Annotated in this window: 17 protein-coding genes and 1 pseudogene; 12 read left to right on the top strand and 6 right to left on the bottom strand. The window is 70.7% G+C overall.

Annotation, left to right across the window (positions count from 1 at the left end; genetic code table 11):
• Positions 1-441 precede the first annotated feature (441 nt).
• Positions 442-1,506 carry a hypothetical protein gene (locus tag OG928_RS43115; RefSeq protein ID WP_331767490.1) on the top strand — a complete coding sequence of 355 codons (1,065 nt, stop codon included), beginning with the start codon at positions 442-444 and terminating at the stop codon, positions 1,504-1,506.
• Between the two features lie 141 nt (positions 1,507-1,647).
• Positions 1,648-2,075: pseudogene (locus OG928_RS43110) on the top strand (pyridoxal-phosphate dependent enzyme); the annotation flags it as partial.
• Between the two features lie 40 nt (positions 2,076-2,115).
• On the opposite strand, the gene OG928_RS43105 reads toward OG928_RS43110, so the two are convergent.
• Positions 2,116-3,498: a serine hydrolase domain-containing protein gene (locus OG928_RS43105; protein ID WP_331767489.1), complete on the bottom strand. Its 1,383-nt coding sequence runs from the start codon at positions 3,496-3,498 to the stop codon at positions 2,116-2,118.
• 287 nt (positions 3,499-3,785) lie between these two features.
• On the opposite strand from OG928_RS43105, the gene OG928_RS43100 reads away from it, so the two are divergent.
• Positions 3,786-4,631 (top strand): M55 family metallopeptidase, encoded by an 846-nt coding sequence (locus tag OG928_RS43100; protein ID WP_331767488.1) that lies wholly within the window; start codon positions 3,786-3,788, stop codon positions 4,629-4,631.
• Here the strand turns inward: OG928_RS43100 and OG928_RS43095 are convergent.
• Positions 4,628-4,909, bottom strand: coding sequence for a hypothetical protein (locus OG928_RS43095; protein ID WP_331767487.1), 282 nt, complete (start codon positions 4,907-4,909; stop codon positions 4,628-4,630). The genes OG928_RS43100 and OG928_RS43095 overlap by 4 nt on opposite strands.
• Before the next feature lie 175 nt (positions 4,910-5,084).
• Between OG928_RS43095 and OG928_RS43090 the strand changes: the two genes are divergently transcribed.
• Together OG928_RS43090 and OG928_RS43085 are read left to right on the top strand one after the other, a co-directional pair.
• The gene (locus OG928_RS43090) at positions 5,085-5,552 is read left to right on the top strand and encodes a hypothetical protein (protein WP_331767486.1); all 468 of its coding nucleotides are present in this window, start codon (positions 5,085-5,087) and stop codon (positions 5,550-5,552) included.
• Positions 5,553-5,777: 225 nt separating this feature from the next.
• Positions 5,778-6,722, top strand: coding sequence for an endonuclease/exonuclease/phosphatase family protein (locus tag OG928_RS43085; protein WP_331768308.1), 945 nt, complete (start codon positions 5,778-5,780; stop codon positions 6,720-6,722).
• A gap of 55 nt (positions 6,723-6,777) precedes the next feature.
• Here OG928_RS43085 and OG928_RS43080 read toward each other — a convergent pair whose 3' ends face one another.
• The gene (locus tag OG928_RS43080) at positions 6,778-7,542 is read right to left on the bottom strand and encodes a methyltransferase domain-containing protein (protein WP_331767485.1); all 765 of its coding nucleotides are present in this window, start codon (positions 7,540-7,542) and stop codon (positions 6,778-6,780) included.
• Between the two features lie 380 nt (positions 7,543-7,922).
• On the opposite strand from OG928_RS43080, the gene nadE reads away from it, so the two are divergent.
• The 4 genes from nadE (at position 7,923) to OG928_RS43060 (ending at position 11,062) form a co-directional block, all read left to right on the top strand.
• Positions 7,923-8,762, top strand: coding sequence for an ammonia-dependent NAD(+) synthetase (gene nadE, locus OG928_RS43075; protein ID WP_331767484.1), 840 nt, complete (start codon positions 7,923-7,925; stop codon positions 8,760-8,762).
• Between the two features lie 104 nt (positions 8,763-8,866).
• Complete coding sequence (locus OG928_RS43070; RefSeq protein ID WP_331767483.1) at positions 8,867-9,631, top strand: dienelactone hydrolase family protein; 765 nt, start codon at positions 8,867-8,869, stop codon at positions 9,629-9,631.
• A gap of 350 nt (positions 9,632-9,981) precedes the next feature.
• On the top strand, positions 9,982-10,665 hold the full coding sequence (locus OG928_RS43065; protein ID WP_331767482.1) for a hypothetical protein: 684 nt from the start codon (positions 9,982-9,984) through the stop codon (positions 10,663-10,665).
• Positions 10,666-10,858: 193 nt separating this feature from the next.
• Positions 10,859-11,062 (top strand): cold-shock protein, encoded by a 204-nt coding sequence (locus tag OG928_RS43060; protein ID WP_331767481.1) that lies wholly within the window; start codon positions 10,859-10,861, stop codon positions 11,060-11,062.
• Positions 11,063-11,262: 200 nt separating this feature from the next.
• Here the strand turns inward: OG928_RS43060 and OG928_RS43055 are convergent, their stop codons facing one another.
• The 3 genes from OG928_RS43055 to OG928_RS43045 all read right to left on the bottom strand — a co-directional run bounded on the left by OG928_RS43055 (position 11,263) and on the right by OG928_RS43045 (position 12,614).
• Positions 11,263-11,541 carry a hypothetical protein gene (locus tag OG928_RS43055; protein WP_331767480.1) on the bottom strand — a complete coding sequence of 93 codons (279 nt, stop codon included), beginning with the start codon at positions 11,539-11,541 and terminating at the stop codon, positions 11,263-11,265.
• A gap of 87 nt (positions 11,542-11,628) precedes the next feature.
• Positions 11,629-12,291, bottom strand: coding sequence for a hypothetical protein (locus tag OG928_RS43050; protein ID WP_331767479.1), 663 nt, complete (start codon positions 12,289-12,291; stop codon positions 11,629-11,631).
• Positions 12,273-12,614 (bottom strand): helix-turn-helix transcriptional regulator, encoded by a 342-nt coding sequence (locus tag OG928_RS43045; protein WP_331767478.1) that lies wholly within the window; start codon positions 12,612-12,614, stop codon positions 12,273-12,275. Before OG928_RS43045 ends, OG928_RS43050 begins: the two co-directional genes overlap by 19 nt.
• A 133-nt stretch (positions 12,615-12,747) precedes the next feature.
• Here OG928_RS43045 and OG928_RS43040 point away from each other — a divergent pair, with 133 nt between their 5' ends.
• From OG928_RS43040 to OG928_RS43030, 3 genes are all read left to right on the top strand, one after another.
• Positions 12,748-14,901: an MMPL family transporter gene (locus OG928_RS43040; protein WP_331767477.1), complete on the top strand. Its 2,154-nt coding sequence runs from the start codon at positions 12,748-12,750 to the stop codon at positions 14,899-14,901.
• A 106-nt stretch (positions 14,902-15,007) separates the two neighbouring features.
• A complete protein-coding gene (locus OG928_RS43035; protein WP_331767476.1) occupies positions 15,008-15,559 on the top strand; it encodes a DUF1772 domain-containing protein in 552 nt (183 codons plus the stop codon).
• Positions 15,560-15,762: 203 nt separating this feature from the next.
• Positions 15,763-17,100, top strand: coding sequence for a hypothetical protein (locus tag OG928_RS43030; protein WP_331767475.1), 1,338 nt, complete (start codon positions 15,763-15,765; stop codon positions 17,098-17,100).
• The last annotated feature ends 98 nt before the right edge of the window (positions 17,101-17,198 follow it).

The raw sequence follows: 17,198 nt of genomic DNA, 5'->3' as shown, positions 1-17,198 counted from the left end.
GCGGTGACCACCACGTCAATGCCGTTGTTTCGGTCGACACCCTGACGACCGTAAGCCGACGGGCACCGGCCCGCCCGATGTTGACCACACTCCTCAGCCCGGACCCGCGCCGGAGGGATCCGTCCGTCAACAAACCAACTGTGCGATATCGGTGAAATCGTGTGGTGTCGCCTGCCCTGCCAGGACAAGCGCGGACAGCACCAAACCCACCCCGACTCCGGGAGGGCGTGCGGGGTCGGCAGCAGCGGGGCGGCCAGGTCCCGGCGGCCGTGCTCGTTTCGGTGCCGACGATCTGCCGACCCATCTTGCGGACCCTGTGCCCCGCGTCCGATTGCGTCGTTGGTAGGCAGCGCTAGCGTGGGTATTGGGTTTTCTGGGCTGGCTGTCGCATCGCTCGAAGGCCCCAATCCGTGCTGTGCACGATAGGTGTGAGGTGGCGACATGGGTCTCGTCTCGAACGAAAAGTGCGACCAGCCTGTGATCTACGGCCCTGGAGAGCGCATCCACGTGTTCGCGCAGGGCAGGACCGGCGACATCATGTACTGCCAACAAGCGGAGCCGAACGGCACGTCGTTCTCCGGATGGGAATCTCTCCCTCACAACCACCATCCACTGACCACCGGAAGTCCGGTCGCCGCCACCACCTTTGGCGCCGGATTGGAGGTGTTTGCCCGGGGCCTGGACGGTGCGATCTGGCACACTCGGCAGCGCGAACCCGGCGGTCCCTGGGGCGACTGGGAAAGCCTCGGCGGAAGACTGGCCGGCGGGCCGGTGATCTCGGAGACCAACGCCGGTGGGCTGGAGGTCTATGCCTACGGCTGGGATGGCGCGATCTGGCACACATGGCAGGTGGAGCCGGGCGGCGCCTGGTTCGGCGGATGGGCGAGCCTCGGCGGAGTGTTGGCCGACTCACCGTCGGTCAACCGCTACGAGGCCTACGCCGGTCCTGGGCGCGAGCGGGAGGTATTTGCTCGCGGCATCGACAACGCGATCTGGCACACGTGGACGGTCGAGGAGGGCAAATCCTGGTTCGGCGGCTGGGACACCCTCGGGGGACCCATGACGGTCGGAACACCGGTGGCATACATGGACACTCGCGGGGCGATGGCGGTATTCGCCTACGGTGCGGACAACGCGATCTGGCACACTTCGCAACGGTCGCCGGGCGTCCCCGAGTACCGCGATTGGGAGAGCCTCGGCGGAAGGCTGGCGGGTTGGCCGACGGCCAAGCTCAACAACAACGGGCAGGAAGTCTTCGCCCTGGGAGTTGATCGCGCGATCTGGCATACCTGGGAGATCGAGCCCGATGGCGCCTGGTTCGGCGGATGGGCGAGCCTCGGCGGAAGGCTGGCGGGCAGGCCGGTAGTCGCCGCGAACAAGGACGGTCGGCTGCAAGTGTTCGCCTACGGTCCGGACGGCGCGATCTGGCACACCTGGCAAGAAGATGACAGCGGCGCCTGGTTCGGCGGATGGGACACCCTCGGCGAACACATGACCGGCTTCTGAAGGCGATGGGCGACCGCCGAGCGGGACGTCGCCGAACTCGGACACGGGGGCACGAGGTCCGCGAGGAGGACGTGGCCTGGCTGTCCCCGCTCAAGCACAAGCACCTGAACGTCAGCGAACACGGACTCCCCGCAACGGTAGGAGGTGCGGCGACGGGACGTGTCGGCCGTAGTCCGCAGCGAGATCTGCCGCATCGTGGACGGCCTCCACGAGGTGCTCGTCGACGACCCGGTCCTCGGCCTGGAACTCGTGGACGCCGCACCGACGTTCGACGCCGTCCTGATCGCCCTCGGCGGCGGGGCGCCGGCCACCGGTGTGGGTCATGTGGTGAAGGCATTGGCGCCCGAAGTCGAGGTGATCTGCGTCCAGCCGCTGGGCGCACCGGCGATGACACACTCGTGGCGCCGACGGCGCGTCGTCACCACCGACGCGACCGACACCATCGCCGACGGCGTCGCCGGCCGACGACCCATCCCGGCCGTCCTGGACGACCTCCTCCTGGTCGCCGACGCGCCGTCCTGGTCCGGGAGGCATCGATCATGGCGTCGGTCGCGCTTCACCACGTGGGCCCATGCCCGGTGCGGCCTCGACGGAACGACCCGCGGCGCTCTACCCGGCTTCGGCCTCGGTGGCCCGTACCCGGCGCAACACCCGCCCCATGTGCAGGAGATCGGCCTGCTCGCCTTCCCCGAGGAAGGCGTACACCGGGAGTCGCCCGCCCCCTTCGCCGGCGATGAGGGCGCGCTCGCTCACGGGCACCACCCGCGTGGTGACGACCTCGTCGCCGGCCAGTTCGGCGATGGCGCCGAGGTTCTGTGCGGTGAGGGTCAGGCCGTCCTCGGTCTCGGCGATGTCGACCCGCATCGCCGCCGACGCGTAGCCGCCGACGACATAACGCGCATCGATCGTCGGCGGTTCGGTGGGCGGCACCCGCAGGTCGGGTACCTCGACGCCCGCGAGCGTGCCGAGCAGTTCGCGGATCAGGTCGTACACGAGGTACATGTTGCCGCCGTTGGTCAGCAACGCGACCGAGACCCCGCGCGAGGGCACCACGCGCAGCATCGCCGACTGGCCGATCGTGCCGCCGTCGTGGCCGATGACCGGTTCGCCGGGCCAGTCGTACAGGTTCCAGCCGAGCCCCCACGACCGGCCGAGCACGCCGTCCCCGATGATCTCGACCTGCGGTTCGCACATCGCCCGCGCGGACGCCTCCGAGAGCAGCCGTGTCCCGTCCGGGAGCAGCCCTCGGCGCACGTGCGCGGCGGCGAATTCCAGCAGGTCCGTCGCGCTCGTGGCGAGCATCCCCCCGGAGGGGGCGCCGGCGCGGCCCATGTGGTGGACCGGTGCCTTGACCTGCGTGCCGTCGGGGCCGCTCAGGTGGCCGATCGCCGTACGCTGCACGATCGACTCGCTCGCGTTGTTAGCCACGTGTGCGAGGCCGAGCGGCACGACGATGCGCTCGCGCACCGCCGTCTCCCACGTCAGGCCCGTCAGCACCTCGACGACGCGGCCGAGCAGGTCGAATCCGCTGTTGCAGTACGAGAACATCTCACCGGGCGGGAACAGTTGGTCGGCGACGGTCGCCAGGCTCGCGACCAGGCGCTCGATGGCATCGTCTCCGGGGCCGTGGTCGTCGAACAGCTCGCCCTCGAAACCGGCTGTGTGGCAAAGGAGTTGACGGGCCGTCACTTGCCGGGCCGCGTCCTCGTCGACGAGCCGGAAGTCGGGGAGGTAGGTGCGTACGGGGGCGTCCAGGTCGAGCAGGCCCTCGTCGACGAGTTGCATCACCAGGGTCGTGGTCCACACCTTGGTGATCGAGCCGATCTGGAAGAGCGAGTCGGTGGTCGCGGGGTAGCCCGTAGCCGTGTCCAGCACGCCCACCGCCGCGGCGACGGTCCGATCGCCCACGCGAACCGCGATGCTCGCGCCGGGTATGCCGGCCTTGTGGGCCAGTTCCGCGAGCCGGGCCTCGAGGTATTCGGGCGTCGGCACGGACTCGGTCGGGCTTTGCGGGTCCGGTCGGCCCGAAGTCGGTGTAGCGGCCGGTGTCGGGTCGGGTCGTCCCACGGTCGGGCACCTCCTCGAAGAGCGGCGAGTGTGCCGCGGTGACGGATCACGGTAGGCAGCGTCCGAGAGCCCCGAATCGTCGTCCTCGACGAAGAACCGCCACCGAACCTGTCCGAATCTCCGACGCCCCCCGGGGGCGGCGTGCGTGATGCTCGGCAGGGCGTCGTACAGCCCGCGAACCGGCCGAGCAGGGCAACGAACGGGAGAAATCCATGGACGTATACATCTCGATCGACATGGAAGGCGTGGCGGGCATCGCCACCCTCGACCAGATCGTGCGCGGAGGCGGCGGGTACAGCCGGGCACAGGAGATGATGACGGGCGAGGCGAACGCGGCCATCGAGGGCGCGTTCGCGGCGGGCGCGGACACGGTCCTGATCAACGACAGCCACGGCACGATGGACAACCTCATCGCGCAGGACCTGGACCCGCGGGCCCGGGTGATCCTGGGCAGCCCCAAGGCCCAGTGCATGGCGCACGGCCTCGGCCCGAACCACGCGGTCGCGCTGTTCATCGGCTACCACGCGGCGGCCGGCGCGTCGGGAGTGCTCGCACACACCTTCTCGTCCGACTTCACGTCGGTGCGGCTGAACGACCACCCCGTCACCGAGGCCGAGGTCAACGCGCTGCTCGCGGCCCGACACGGTGTCCCGGTCGGACTGGTCACCGGCGACAACGAGGTCTGCGACGCGACGGCCAAGGCGTTCCCGGGCGTGATCACGGTCCCGGTCAAGACGGCCGAGGGCTTCACCGCGGCGAACAACGTGCACCCGTCCGTGGCCCGGGACCTGATCCGCGCCGGCGCGGCGGCGGCCGTGGAGAAGGCCGCGACCCTTGAGCCGCTGCCGCTGCCGGAGAAGTTCGTCTTCGAGGTCGGGTTCCAGATCCCGCTGGCCGCCGAGCTCGCGGCGGCGGTGCCGGGCGCGGAGCGCGTGAACCTGCTGACCGTGCGCTGCGAGGCGCCCGACCCGAACGGGGTGATGGACCTGGTCAACGTCTGGTACACCATCGCCGCACACTCCGCCCGCTCGCGGCTCCCGATGCTGGACCGCCGCTAGGGCGTGACCGGCGGTGGTGAGAAGTCGCCGGGTGGGCTCGTGGGCGCCCAGGTCCCGCCACGTGGGTGAGGTGTCTCGTCGGGAATCCGGTCGGGCTTTCCGTGGGCGGCCTGCCACGCGGCGGAGATGCGGCCGGCGAGTACCCGTGGTCCGGTGGGTTCCCACAGCGCGGCGGGGTCGTCGGGCAGGACGTTCGCGAGCAGGTCCAACCGCTCCTGGACGGTCAGCGGGGCCAACTCCCCGAGTCCGACCTCGCATTCGGCGACCTTGAGGCGCATGGTCCGCCGTTCGGGGACGGGGAGGCACGAAATCGAGTACCGAAGGATCGCCCGCACGACCCATCGGGAGTACGCATGAAGTAGGACGCGGGAACCGCGCCCCGGCGACAGACTCGAACTCCGGGCCCTGGCGACGAGAACCAAAGGCGCCCCCGTGGACGGAAGGCGGCGGTCGATGAGAGCACGAGCACTTGCCGCGACGCTCGCGATGGTGGCCGGTGCGCTCGTCGCCGGGTGTGACGCCGAGCACGACGCGAAGGTCGAACAGGCGGCGCACCGTTGTGAACCGCTCAGCACGAGCACGCCCGCCTTGTCGGCGAGCTTTCCGCGGCTGGGTACCGTCGCCTCCGCGACCTGGTGCGTCAGGGCCTTGGGTACACCCGACAAATCCCGCGTGACGATCCCGGGCCCCCACGACTGGGCGTACTACGCGGTGGTCCGACTGGCGGACACCGCGGCTGTGGAGGCGTGGGGGCCCTGGCAGCCGACCGAGAATCCGCAAACGTCGGAGATGCCGGCCACCCTGCGCTCGCTCGTACCCGCACAGGGCCGATGGTCCTCCAACGAAGCGGGCGCCTACCTGGATCGCGCATCCGCGACTGTCGTCCTCAACGGGGCATCCGCGGACACCGTTCAGCCGTAATAGTGCCGCGGCGTGCCGTCAAACCCTCGCCGGGTCCGCGGCGCGGCCCGGCATCGCACCTCGCCGCACCGGAGAAGCAGCCGAATGGAACCGCCGGCGAGACACCCGTCGTACAACGGCGGACTTCGCCCGCGGATATACACCGGACGGCCCTTACACAGGAACGGGAGCGACCGAAACACTTGGAGGGTCCCGCTCAGCCGTCGTCAGGAGCCGCTCGTGAGGGTGACCATCGGTACGTGGAATCTGGAGAACCTGTTCCGCCCCGGCGAGGAGGGCGGCCCCAAGGACGACGCGTCCTACCGAGCGAAGTTGGCCGCGCTCGCATCCACGATCAACCGGCTCGGCCCCGACCTGCTCGGCATCCAGGAGGTCGGCAACCCCGACGCGCTCGCCGACCTGGTCGACCTGCTGGACGGCCAATGGCACACCGCGCTGTCCGCCCACCCGGACGGACGCCGCATCCGCGTCGGCTTCCTCGGCCGCAAACCGCTCACCGTGGTCGCCGACGTCACCGCGTTCCCGGCCCAATTCGGGCCGGTGCAGACCCAGGACACCGGTGTCCCGCTCAACACCATGGGCCGAGGCGGCCTCGCCGTAACCATCGAGCCCCGGCCCGGCCACACCCTGACCGCGGCCGTCTGCCACCTCAAGTCGAAGCTGCTCACCTATCCCGGCAACCGCCACGCCCCGCGCAACGAAGGCGAACGCGCCCGCTACGCCGCCTACGCCCTGTGGCGCCGCGGCGCCGAGGCCACCACCATGCGCGCCCTGGCAGACCAGCTCCTCGCCGGCGACGGCCGTACCCATGACGTCGCCCTCCTCGGCGACCTCAACGACCAGCCGCAGGCCGCCACCACCCAGATCCTCTACGGCCCGCCCGGCTCCCAGATCGGCACCGGCGGCTTCACCCGCGCCGACAACGGCGACGCCGCGCGGCTGTGGAACCTGGCCCCGCGCATCCCCGAGGAGCAGCGCTTCTCCCGCGTCTTCGAGGGCCAGGGCGAACTCATCGACCACATCCTCGTCAGCCATGCGCTGCTCGCCCGCGTCGACACCGTCTTCACCGGAGCCGACGGCCCCCTGCCGTCCGTCACCACCCAACCCGCCGAACGCCAGGGCAAACCCGGCTCCGACCACGCACCCGTCGTCGCCCGACTCGAGTACTGAACGGCCGCCGAGGAGACGGCCCGCACGCGACCGCCACCCGCCGGGTCGCGAGGGATCAGTACGCGATGAGGGTGAGGTAGGCGAAGCCGAGTATGCCGCGATAGCCCAGCCACATCTTCCGGTGCTCGTCGGCCGCGGCGCGGACCGCTGCCGACTCGGGGTGATCGCGGTGGGATGCCAGCCACTCCTCCTTGCCGGCGAGGTATCCGGATTCGAATTGCTCCCACTCGTCGAGGTTCGCCGTCTCGATCCACATGGGGCGGAATCTCGCGGCACCCGCGAGCTCGACGAGTGCGGTGAGATCCACGTGCTCGTCAGCCGAAGCGCCCGGCCACATCTTCGCGAGCTCATCGGCCGTCGGTGGCCGCTGCCAGAAGCTCTCGCCGAACAGCACCCGGCCGCCGGTTCCCACCATGTTCCGCAGGGCGTTCAGGGCCTCGGCCGTGTGGGCCGGCGGCTCGGCGTCGCCGAACGCGTGGCTCGATCCGACACAGAGGACGACGTCGCCGGGACCCCCGGAGAAGCCGGCGACGGGCCCCTCGATGAACTCGGCCCGGTCGGCGAGACCCCGCGACGCGGCGTTCGCGCGGCCCCTGGCGAGGTGTTCCGCGTTGGTGTCGACCCCGGTGCCGACCGCACCGGGCACCGCGGACAACAACCGAAGCATCAGCTCTCCCCACCCGCACCCGAGATCGAGCACCGTCGACGGTGTGCTCCCGGCGAGGCGATCGACCAAGCCGGCCGACCGAGCGGATGAGAGCGGCGAGTTGAAGTCGAGCCAGGAGTGGATGGGCGGCGGGGAGAACGGGGTCGCGGTCATGACCCCGCAGACTAATCGCACCGCAGCGGGGACAACCGGCGCACCGGCCGACGAGATCATTCGAGCCACCATCGCCACGGCGGCCTCCGCGAGCCGCCGAGGCCGATCCCATCCGTGGGCGCTGTCCCGGACATCATCCGGACCAAAGCCCTGACCAAGCCGGACGATGTCCCGCTCGTCCGGGACAGGGCATTCCCGTTGCTCCCTGACCCGAACGATGCTCAGTCAGGTCCGTTTGTGCGACCGGGCGCGACGCGACACCCACTCACCCGAACCCGGTACCCCGCACTGGCACCGGCACCCGGCACCGGGCGGACCACCCTCGGCATCGAGCGCGGTCCACCCGTCCTGCTCGAAGAACCGGCCAGTACAGTACGTGGATGGCAAACCTACGGGAGCAGATTCTCACCGAACTCGGCGTCAAGGCGACCATTGTGCCCAAAGTCGAAATCCGGCAACGGGTCGACTTCCTCAAGGGCTACCTGCGGTCGACCCCGGCCAAGGGCTACGTGCTCGGGATCAGTGGCGGCCAGGACAGCACGCTGACCGGCAGGTTGTGCCAACTCGCCGCCGAAGAGCTGCGGGCCGAGGGGCACGAGGCCACCTTCGTCGCGGTGCGGCTGCCCTACGGTGTGCAGGCCGACGAGCACGACGCACAGATCGCGCTGGCCTTCATCCGGCCCGACCGGTCGATCACGGTGAACGTCAAGCCGAGCGCGGACGCCGTCGCCGCCGAGGCGGCGCTCGGCCTGCGCGAGCTGCTGGGCGATGAGCCCAAGCTGCGGGACTTCGTGCGCGGCAACATCAAGGCCCGCGAACGCATGGTGATCCAGTACTCGATCGCCGGCCAGCTGAGCCTGCTCGTCGTGGGCACCGACCACGCGGCCGAGGCGGTGACCGGCTTCTTCACCAAGTACGGCGACGGCGGTGTCGACATCACCCCGCTGACCGGACTGACCAAGCGTCAAGGCGCCGCCCTGTTGCAGGAGTTGGGCGCACCACCGAGTGTCTGGGAGAAGGTGCCGACCGCCGACCTCGAGGACGACCGGCCCGCGCTGCCCGACGAGGTGGCACTCGGCCTGACGTACACCCAGATCGACGACTATCTGGAAGGCACCGACGTCGCGCCGGACCTGGCGGCAAAGGTGGAGTCGGGATACCTCGCGACCCGGCACAAGCGGGCCGTTCCCGTCACCCCACTCGACGACTGGTGGCGTTGATCCCGGAGTCGATCCCGGACCGGCCGCCCGGATCCCGATACGGTGCCCGGTGGCTGTCGGTGATCCGACAGAGTCCGAGAATCGTCACGCTTGAGGGGGCTTCCGTGGCATACGAAATCGTCGCGCAGGATGTGGACATCGAGGTTGACGGCTCGATACCGATGACCGCCTACGTGGCCCGTCCCGCAGGGGCCGGGAGCCGTCCGGCCGTGCTCGTCTGCTCCGAGCTGTGGGGCGTGACCGAGGAGGTCCGGGACACCGTGCGCCAGGTCGCGGCGCTCGGCTATGTCGCGGTCGCCCCGAACCTCTATCACCGCTCCGGCCCGGAGACCGCCGCCGGCCTGGCGGAGAGCGATGCCAACCGGGAGCGCGGCTTCGAACTGCTCGGTCGGCTGACCCGCGAGGGCGTCGAGGCCGATCTGCGAGCCTGCACCGCCTACGTCCGCGACCACGCGGCAGCCACCGGGAAGACCGGCGTGCTCGGCTTCAGCCTCGGCGGCCACATCGCCTACTTCGCCGCGAGCAGGATCGACCTCGCGGCAGCCGCGATCTTCTACCCCGGCTGGCTACCCGTTGCCGGCACCGCGCTGAGCCGCCCCGAACCGCTGCTGGAGTCGACCGGCAGCATCGCCGAGCGCGATGTGCGGATGCTCTTGTTCTTCGCGGAGCTCGACCACGTCATCGACGAGGACCAGCGCGGCAGGATCGGTGACGCGCTGACGGCGGCCGGGGTACGCCATGAGACGGTCGTCTACCCGGGGGTCCAGCACGCCTTCTTCTTCCCCGAGCGCGCGCCCTACGACAAGGCCGCCGCCGAGGACTCCTGGGCTCGTGTACGCACGCTCTTCGCCGCCGAGCTCGGCCAGTAGCACGCCGCAGGCCCTTCACGGCCCAACCGCAGGCGGCGGGCAGGCCACACTCCGGCGGTGACCCATTCCGCTGATCGGATTGTGTGCCATGCCCGTTGCCGCGGCCTGGCCGAGCCGGAAGCTCCTTTGCCGGCCGACCCGCGGCGATACTCACCCCTCCCGCGATTGGCGACCCGGCGCCCTCGGGCATTTCGGCAGTGCGTCGAGGGGCCGTGCCGGGCGCCGAGAACCGGTGAACCTTTCCAGCCACGGCAATAGCCGGACGAAGGTCCCCAACTCCCCTGTGTCGGCGCAGGGGTGGCCGCGTCGCTTCGGTGGGGGCCGAAGCGTCGCGGGGTCAGCATGGGGCCATGACGACGAGAAACCATGCCCTGCTCACCGATCCCGCCTACGTGGTCCCCTCCGTACCCGATGCCCCGCCCGGGGGCGTCGCCTGGCTGCGGGCCTCGGTCGCGCGGTTCAGCGGCGGCACGGCACACCGACGCAGGCGCGCCCTCGCGATCGCCGAACTCGCGCACATCGCCCCGGACACCCTGCTGGAACGAGCCGCCAAAGGCGCCCCGGGCCCCGTCGAGGTCCTCGCCGAAGCACTCGGCCTGTCCCCCGACAGCGCCGCCGAGATCGCCGACGACGTCGCCCTCGTGGCACGGTCCTACCAACCCCACACCGTGATCACCGACGCCGCCGATCAAGCCCTGGACCGGCTCGTTCGGGCCTTTGGCGGCGTGGCGGACGAGGCCACCGCGAACCGGATCGGCCTCCTCGTCCAGGCCTGCGACGCCACCAAGGCACTGGTCGAGAACATCAGGTCGGGACGCACCGACCCACCCGTGCCCCGCACGCGTCGTGTCGGACCGGACGGCACCCTCGTGGAAATCGACCTCTCGGCGGCATTCTTCGGACTCGGCCCGCACGCCTGCCCCGGCCAAGCCCACGCACTCGCCCTCGCGGAAGGCTTGGCCCGGGCGTCCTCGTCGACGTCGGACGCCGGCGAGGACGCCGGGGCCCGTCACGCTCGGCCCGGGTCCCCGTGACGCGCAACCGGGCAGTGGTGCGACCGACGTTTCCGTATGGCCCAAGGCGAGTTGCGGCCGGTGCGGGCTTTTGTGGCGACCCGACCATTGCGGTAGGTATCCAAACCCGTACCTTCCGTCATAATTTCTGCTCGGAAGCAGTACCGTGGCTGCGCCGCCGACGGCGCCCGACATCTCTGCAAGGAGAGCAGCAATGGCAACAGGCAAAGTGAAGTGGTTCAACGCGGACAAGGGCTTCGGCTTCATCGCGCAAGACGATGGCGGCCCGGACGTGTTCGTCCACTTCTCCGCCATTCAGAGCACCGGCTTCAAGGAGCTGTACGAGGACGACGTGGTCGAGTACGACGTCACCCAGGGCCCCAAGGGTCCCCAGGCGGAAAACGTCGTCAAGCTGTAGCCGAGGCCGCAGCCCGGCCCGCCGCGCCGTCACCCCGTCCACCGGTTGGCCGTTCGGGCCGGGTGGCGGCGCCGGCTTCGCCCGCCGAAGCGCGGGTGTCGTCCCCACCGACGAATTGTCGGTGGGGACGACACCGAGAGGTGCGGCACGGCCGGAACCGTGGGCTGTCGGAGCGTCGAGGTGTCGGGGTGTCGCAGTGACTACTTCACCCACAGCTCGTAGTTCTCGAACTGGCCGCCGCCGGTGCACTGGTAGCTCGACCAGCGGTGGGCGTTGATCCCCTGGTTGCCGGTGTCGTTGCACGCGCTGGCCCAGTAGTAGTCGGTGATGTAGGTGTAGCCGGGGCTGGCCGGCGGGTGACACGGATGGGTGCAGGCGACCGTCGCGGGAGCGGCCTGGGCGGGAGCGGCGCTCAGCACGGTGCCGGCGAGGACGGCGCTGCCCGTGGCGAGACCGAGCACGAGGTTACGAAGACGCATGACGAAGTCCCTTCGATGTACAAAAAGCGGACACCCCGTACACGGTCGGTAACGGCTCCCGGTATGACACGGATAATGTGACCTACATCACATGGCGCGCCCTCCGCGCAGGCGGCGCCATGCCGTGGCCAAGTGCACGGCCAGGCCGAGGTTGACTGCGATCGCGGGGGCGATCAGCGGCCATGCGAGCGAATGGGGGTCGGTGACGCCGCGGTTGACGACCATCGCGGGCAGGGTGGCCAGGACCAGGAGTACGCCGGACACCGCCGCCGTCGCCTCGCGCGTGGGCGCCGGTGTGCCGGGCGCCACCGCTCGGATGCCCCTGGCGGCGCGCAGGCCGGACAGGGCGGCCGCCACGCCGAAGGCACAACCGAAGCCGAGCAGGACCAGGCCGGCGTCCACCAATACCGGCCGTCGCTCCCACGGGCCGGCGGGTCCGGCGAGCATGGCCACGCACCACACGGCCGCCAGCACGGGCAGCGTTCCGAGGGCCGTCGCGATCAGCCGTCGGGTGCCACGCCGATGGCCGGCCGCGTTGTGGGCTCGGGCCACCACGGTCACCGGTCCCCACTCGGCGACGGCTCGGCGCGCGGCTTCGTCCGGGTCGGCGCAGTCGTCCGAGTGGGCGTCGGCGGCCTCCAGGAGTCCGTCGAGCGCCTCGTCGAGGATCGCGCGGCGGCGGGCGCGCGGGCCCACCAACTCGGCGGCGAGGGCGTCGAGGTACTCCTCGATCACGGTGTCACGGTCCATCCGGGTTCCACTCCCATCACGCCGGAGACGACCGAGGTGAACTCCCGCCAGGACGAGCGCTGTTCCTTCAAGGCCCGGCGACCCGCGCGGGTGAGTTCGTAGCTGCGGCGTCGGCGTCCGCCGTGCACCGACCAGCGGCCGGCGATCAGACCGGCCGTCTCCAGGCGATGCAGCGCCGGGTAGACGGTGCCCGTGGGCAGGGCGATGTGCCCGCCGCTACGGGCCTTGAGTTCCTCGACGATCGCGTAGCCATGCTGTTCGCCGGTTTCCAACACGGCGAGCAGCATGCCCTCGAGATGCCCTTTGAGCACTTCGGCCTTCATGAGTAGTCAGGCTACATCGAGCTCGCGGCCGATCGCTTGCGATAGGTAGCGTCACTATGCATAGACTGCGCGCCGACAGACCATAAGTAGCGACGCTATCTATTCGGAAGCGAGGGCGTCCGTCGTGGAAGCGATGACGCGCTGGGTCCTTGGACACCGGCGTCTGGTAACCCTGGTGTGGTTGGTGCTCGCCGCGGCGGGCGTGGCCACCATCGGCGGCACCATCGATCGATTGGGTCAGGGCTCGAAGTTGCCCGGCCGGCCGGGGCAGGAGGCCAACGACCTCGTCGCCGAACGATTCGGCGGCACCGGCGGGCGCAACGCCCCGCTGCTGCTCGAACTGACCGTGCCCGAGGGTCGACGCGCCGACGCGGCCGACGTACGCGCGCAGTTCGACGCGGTCGTACAGCGGGTCACTCCCCCCGGCGGGCGGCATGCCTCGCTCGCCGCCACCGGCGATCCGTCGCTGATCTCGGCCGACGGACGCACCACCGTGGCCCTGATCTACCCGCCCGGCGGCGAGGGCCCGAACGCGTACGGCGACACGCCGGCCCGAGTGCGCGAAGCGCTGGCCGGGACCGAGGTCGCCGGCGCGCCCGTCCGCGTCACCGGCCAACCCCTGCTGACCGGCCGGGGCAACGGTGCTCCCCGCAGCCCCATCGCCGAGACGTTGCTCGGCGCGGTGGGCGCGATCGTGGTACTCGGCCTGACCTTCGCGAGCGGCCTGGCCCTGGTGCCGCTGCTGATCGCCGGGATCGCCATTCCCACGACGTTCCTGCTCGTGGGCGGCCTGACGCGGGTCACCGACGTGTCGTTCATCGTGCAATACCTGGTCGCCTTGATCGGGCTCGGCATCGCGATCGACTACGCGCTGCTCGTGGTGACCCGATGGCGCGAGGAGCGGGCCCGCGGCGACGACCGCGATCCGGCCCACCGCGTCGAGGCGATCGTGCGGGCCGCGACCACCGCCGGCCACGCGGTCCTGCTCAGCGGGGCGACCGTGGCGCTGTCCCTCGCCGCGCTCGTGGTCCTCCCGGTGCCCTTCCTGCGCAGCGTCGGCTACGCCGGCCTGCTGATGCCGCTGGTGAGCGTCGCGGTCACGCTCACCCTGCTGCCGGTCCTGCTGTACACGTGCGGCGCACGCCTGGACGTACCGCGTCGAACCCCGTCCCCGGACAGCCGGCTCTGGTCGCGGATCGCGCGGGCCACCACGCGTCGACCGCTCCTGGCCGCCGTGCTCAGCGCCGCGCTGTTGCTCGCGCTCGCCGCGCCGGCGCTGACCATGCGGGTGGGGCAGCCGCAGGTGGCGTCGCTGGGACGCGGCGGCGAGCCGGCGAGGGTGTTCGCCGCGATCGAGGACGCCGGCCTCGGTTCGGGTATCGCGCGGCCGATCGAGGTGGCCACCGACGGCGATCCGGTCGCTCTCGCAGCCCGGTTGGCCGCCGAGCCGGGCGTCTCGGGCGCGATCGCACCCGGCGCGTGGACCAACGGCGACCTGCGGGTCGTGGACGTGTGGACGACCGAGGACCCGGCCACCGACGCCGGTCGCGACGCCGTCGCCGGGGTCCTGGCGGCCGCGCGCGCGACCCCCGGCGCCCATGCGGGTGGCGGCCCGGCCCAGGACCGCGACTTCGTGGACGCGGTCTACGGGTCGTTGCCGGTCGTACTCGCCGTGATCGCGTTGTTGACGTTCCTGGTGCTGGCCCTGTCGTTGCGCTCGATCTGGCTGCCGGTGAAGGCACTCGTGTTGAACACCGTGTCCGTGGCCGCCTCCTACGGCGCGATCGTGCTCGTCTGGCAGGAGGGCCACGGCAGCGAGTTGTTGTTCGACACCCCGGCCACGGGCGCGATCACCGTGTGGGTTCCGATGGCGGTGTTCGCGTTCCTGTTCGGATTGTCCATGGACTACGAGGTGTTCATCCTGACCCGGATCCGCGAGGCCCATCTGGACCTCGCCGCGAGCGGGGTGCGCGACACCACGGACGACGCCGTCGTGGTCGGCGTCGGTCGCACCGGCCGATTGGTCACCTCGGCCGCGCTGATCCTGTTCCTGGCCTTCGTGGCGTTGTCCACGGTGCCGGTCACCGACGTCAAGATCCTCGCCACCGCGCTGGCGGTCGGCATCCTGGTGGACGCGACGATCGTGCGCGGAGTGCTCGCGCCCGCCCTGGTGGCCCTGTTGCGCGGGGCCAACTGGTGGTTTCCGCCCGCCCTGGCCCGGCTGTTGCCGGCCGAACGATCGGGTCCGGCCGCCGGCCCGGCCGACCGCGTCGACACCCGCGCCTGATCGAGACCCGGCTCCGCCCAGGCGTGCACGACCGCGCCCGGGCGGGCCGCAGCCGGCCCCCACAACTTTCGCTGGGGCCCTGGCCCCGACAACTTCCGGAGGAAGCATGCTCGTTCGGCTCGTTCGGCTTGCTCGGCTTGCTCGGCTTGCTCGGCTTGCTCGGCCCGTTCGGCCCCGGCTCGTCCGGCTCGTCCAAGGCATCGCCCTGCTGTCCACCGGCCTGCTCGCGGGCGCGTTCGGCTACGGCGCGGTCAATCTGGTCCCGACGTTCGGCGCCGTACCGCTGGAGACCAGGCTGACCTTCCACACCGAACTGATGCGGATGAACAGCCCGGTGATGCAGACCGCGATGGGCGTCGCGGCGGTCGGTGCGCTCGCGCTGTCGGTGATTCGGGTCGGCCGGGAACGACTCCTGGCCGCCGGAGCGACGGCGCTGGTGGCGGCGTCCTTCCTGATCACCCGATTCGGCAACGTACCGATCAACGCCCGAATCAAGGAGTGGGCCCGCACGTCGGCGCCCGCCGACCACGCCGAGGTACTGCAGCGGTGGGAGATGTTCAACATCGCGCGAACCGTCACCGCCCTGGCGGCCTTCACGCTGCTCATCGCCCTGTCCCTGGTCCGGCCGGCACGGACGAGCCGAACGGCTGCCGACTGAACCCGGCATGGATCGAACTGCCAGGTCGGCTCGAAGGACCGCACTGCCGCGGTCCTGTCCCCAGGTTCCGCTCATCCGACCGGCGGCGCCACTTCGTGCGAACCCTCCGGGCGCCGGGGCCCTGCCCCGCTTGCCGCGGCCCGGAGGGAGGTGAAGCATGGAATCAAGGTCGCTCCACAACCGCACGGACATGGAGCTGGACGATGTCTGGTCCTTTTCAACAATTTCCGCTCGACGGGGGCCCGACCGCGGATCTCTATCTGCTTCGCTACGGCCAGGACGGGCGGCTGCGCAGCCCGCTCGCCGAACAGGAGATCAAGGACAGGCTCGCCGGGGTCAGCGACGTCTTCCTCTTTTCGCACGGCTGGAACAACATCTTCGCGCAGGCCTTGGCGCGGTATCGCAGCTTCATCACCGGGTTCATCGATCAGCGGCAGAAATTCGCCGTTCCGGTCCCACCGGACTACAAGCCCCTGCTGATCGGCGTCATCTGGCCCTCCACGAGTTTCGTCATGCCGTGGGAGGCGGGCCCGAAGATCGCGGCCGACCCTGATCCCGACGGGGCGGGGGCCCGCCAGATCGAGGAAATGCTCGGCCTGGTCACCGAGTCCCTGGATCCCGAGGTGGACCGGGAATTCATCGAGCTGGTGGACGGCCGGGCGGTGATCGACTCCGACGCCGCGCTGCGTGCCGCCGAGATCGTGCTCGACGGATTGCGCGCCGAACACGACCCGGACGACGGCTCGCCGCCGCCGACCGCAAAGGAATTCCTCGCCGTCTGGGAGGCATTGGACGGCGGCGGAGACGCGGCCCCACCCGCCGACCCCAACGAATTCGGCACCGCACACCGTGCCGAGTCGGGCCTGCTCGTCGCGGGGGGCGGGTCGTTCGATCCACGCAGCCTGTTGCGTACCGCCACCGTGTGGAAGATGAAGGCGCGCGCGGGTGAGGTGGGGAGCAACGGAGTGGGTCCGCTCGTGGCGCACATCCTGCGCGAGAGCGGGGTCCGGCTGCACATGGTCGGCCATTCGTTCGGCGCGAAGGTGTTGCTGTCCGCGCTCGTGTCCGCCGCCCCGAACCGTCCCGCGCGTTCGATGCTGCTGCTGCAAGCCGCCATCAACCGCTGGTGCTTCGCGGCCGACGTCGCCGGCACCGGACGCCCCGGCGGCTACCACTCTGCTCTGGATCAGTTGGAGCGGCCACTGCTCACGACGTTCTCCGCGTTCGACGACCCGTTGACCAAGGTCTTCCATCTCGCGATGCGCGGAAGTCAACTGGGCGAGCCGGGCGTCGCCGCGATCGGCGACCCCGAACTGTACGGCGCGCTCGGCGGATTCGGTCCCGCCGGGGTGGAAGGGATCTCCGCCCGGCGGACCGCGGCCGTCCCCGGTCTGGAGCGCTACGACCTCGGTGGCGGGCTGCGCCTGATCGCCGTGGACGGCGGAATCGAGATCGACGGCGAGCCCGCCATCGCCGGACACGGCGAGGTCAGCAACCCGGCGACGTGGTGGGCCATGCACGCCCTCGCCCGGCCCGACTGACGCGCAATGGGAGCGAACCGCGTGAACCGCCCCGACATGAGCGAATCGTGCGAACCCCGCGAACCGCGACTCGAAACGCTGCCCGCCCGGCCGAGTCC

This window comes from Embleya sp. NBC_00896 (assembly GCF_045207785.1).
GTDB lineage: Bacteria > Actinomycetota > Actinomycetes > Streptomycetales > Streptomycetaceae > Embleya.
The sequence above is the reverse complement of the archived record's forward strand: the minus strand, read 5'-3'. Positions and strand labels throughout refer to the sequence as shown.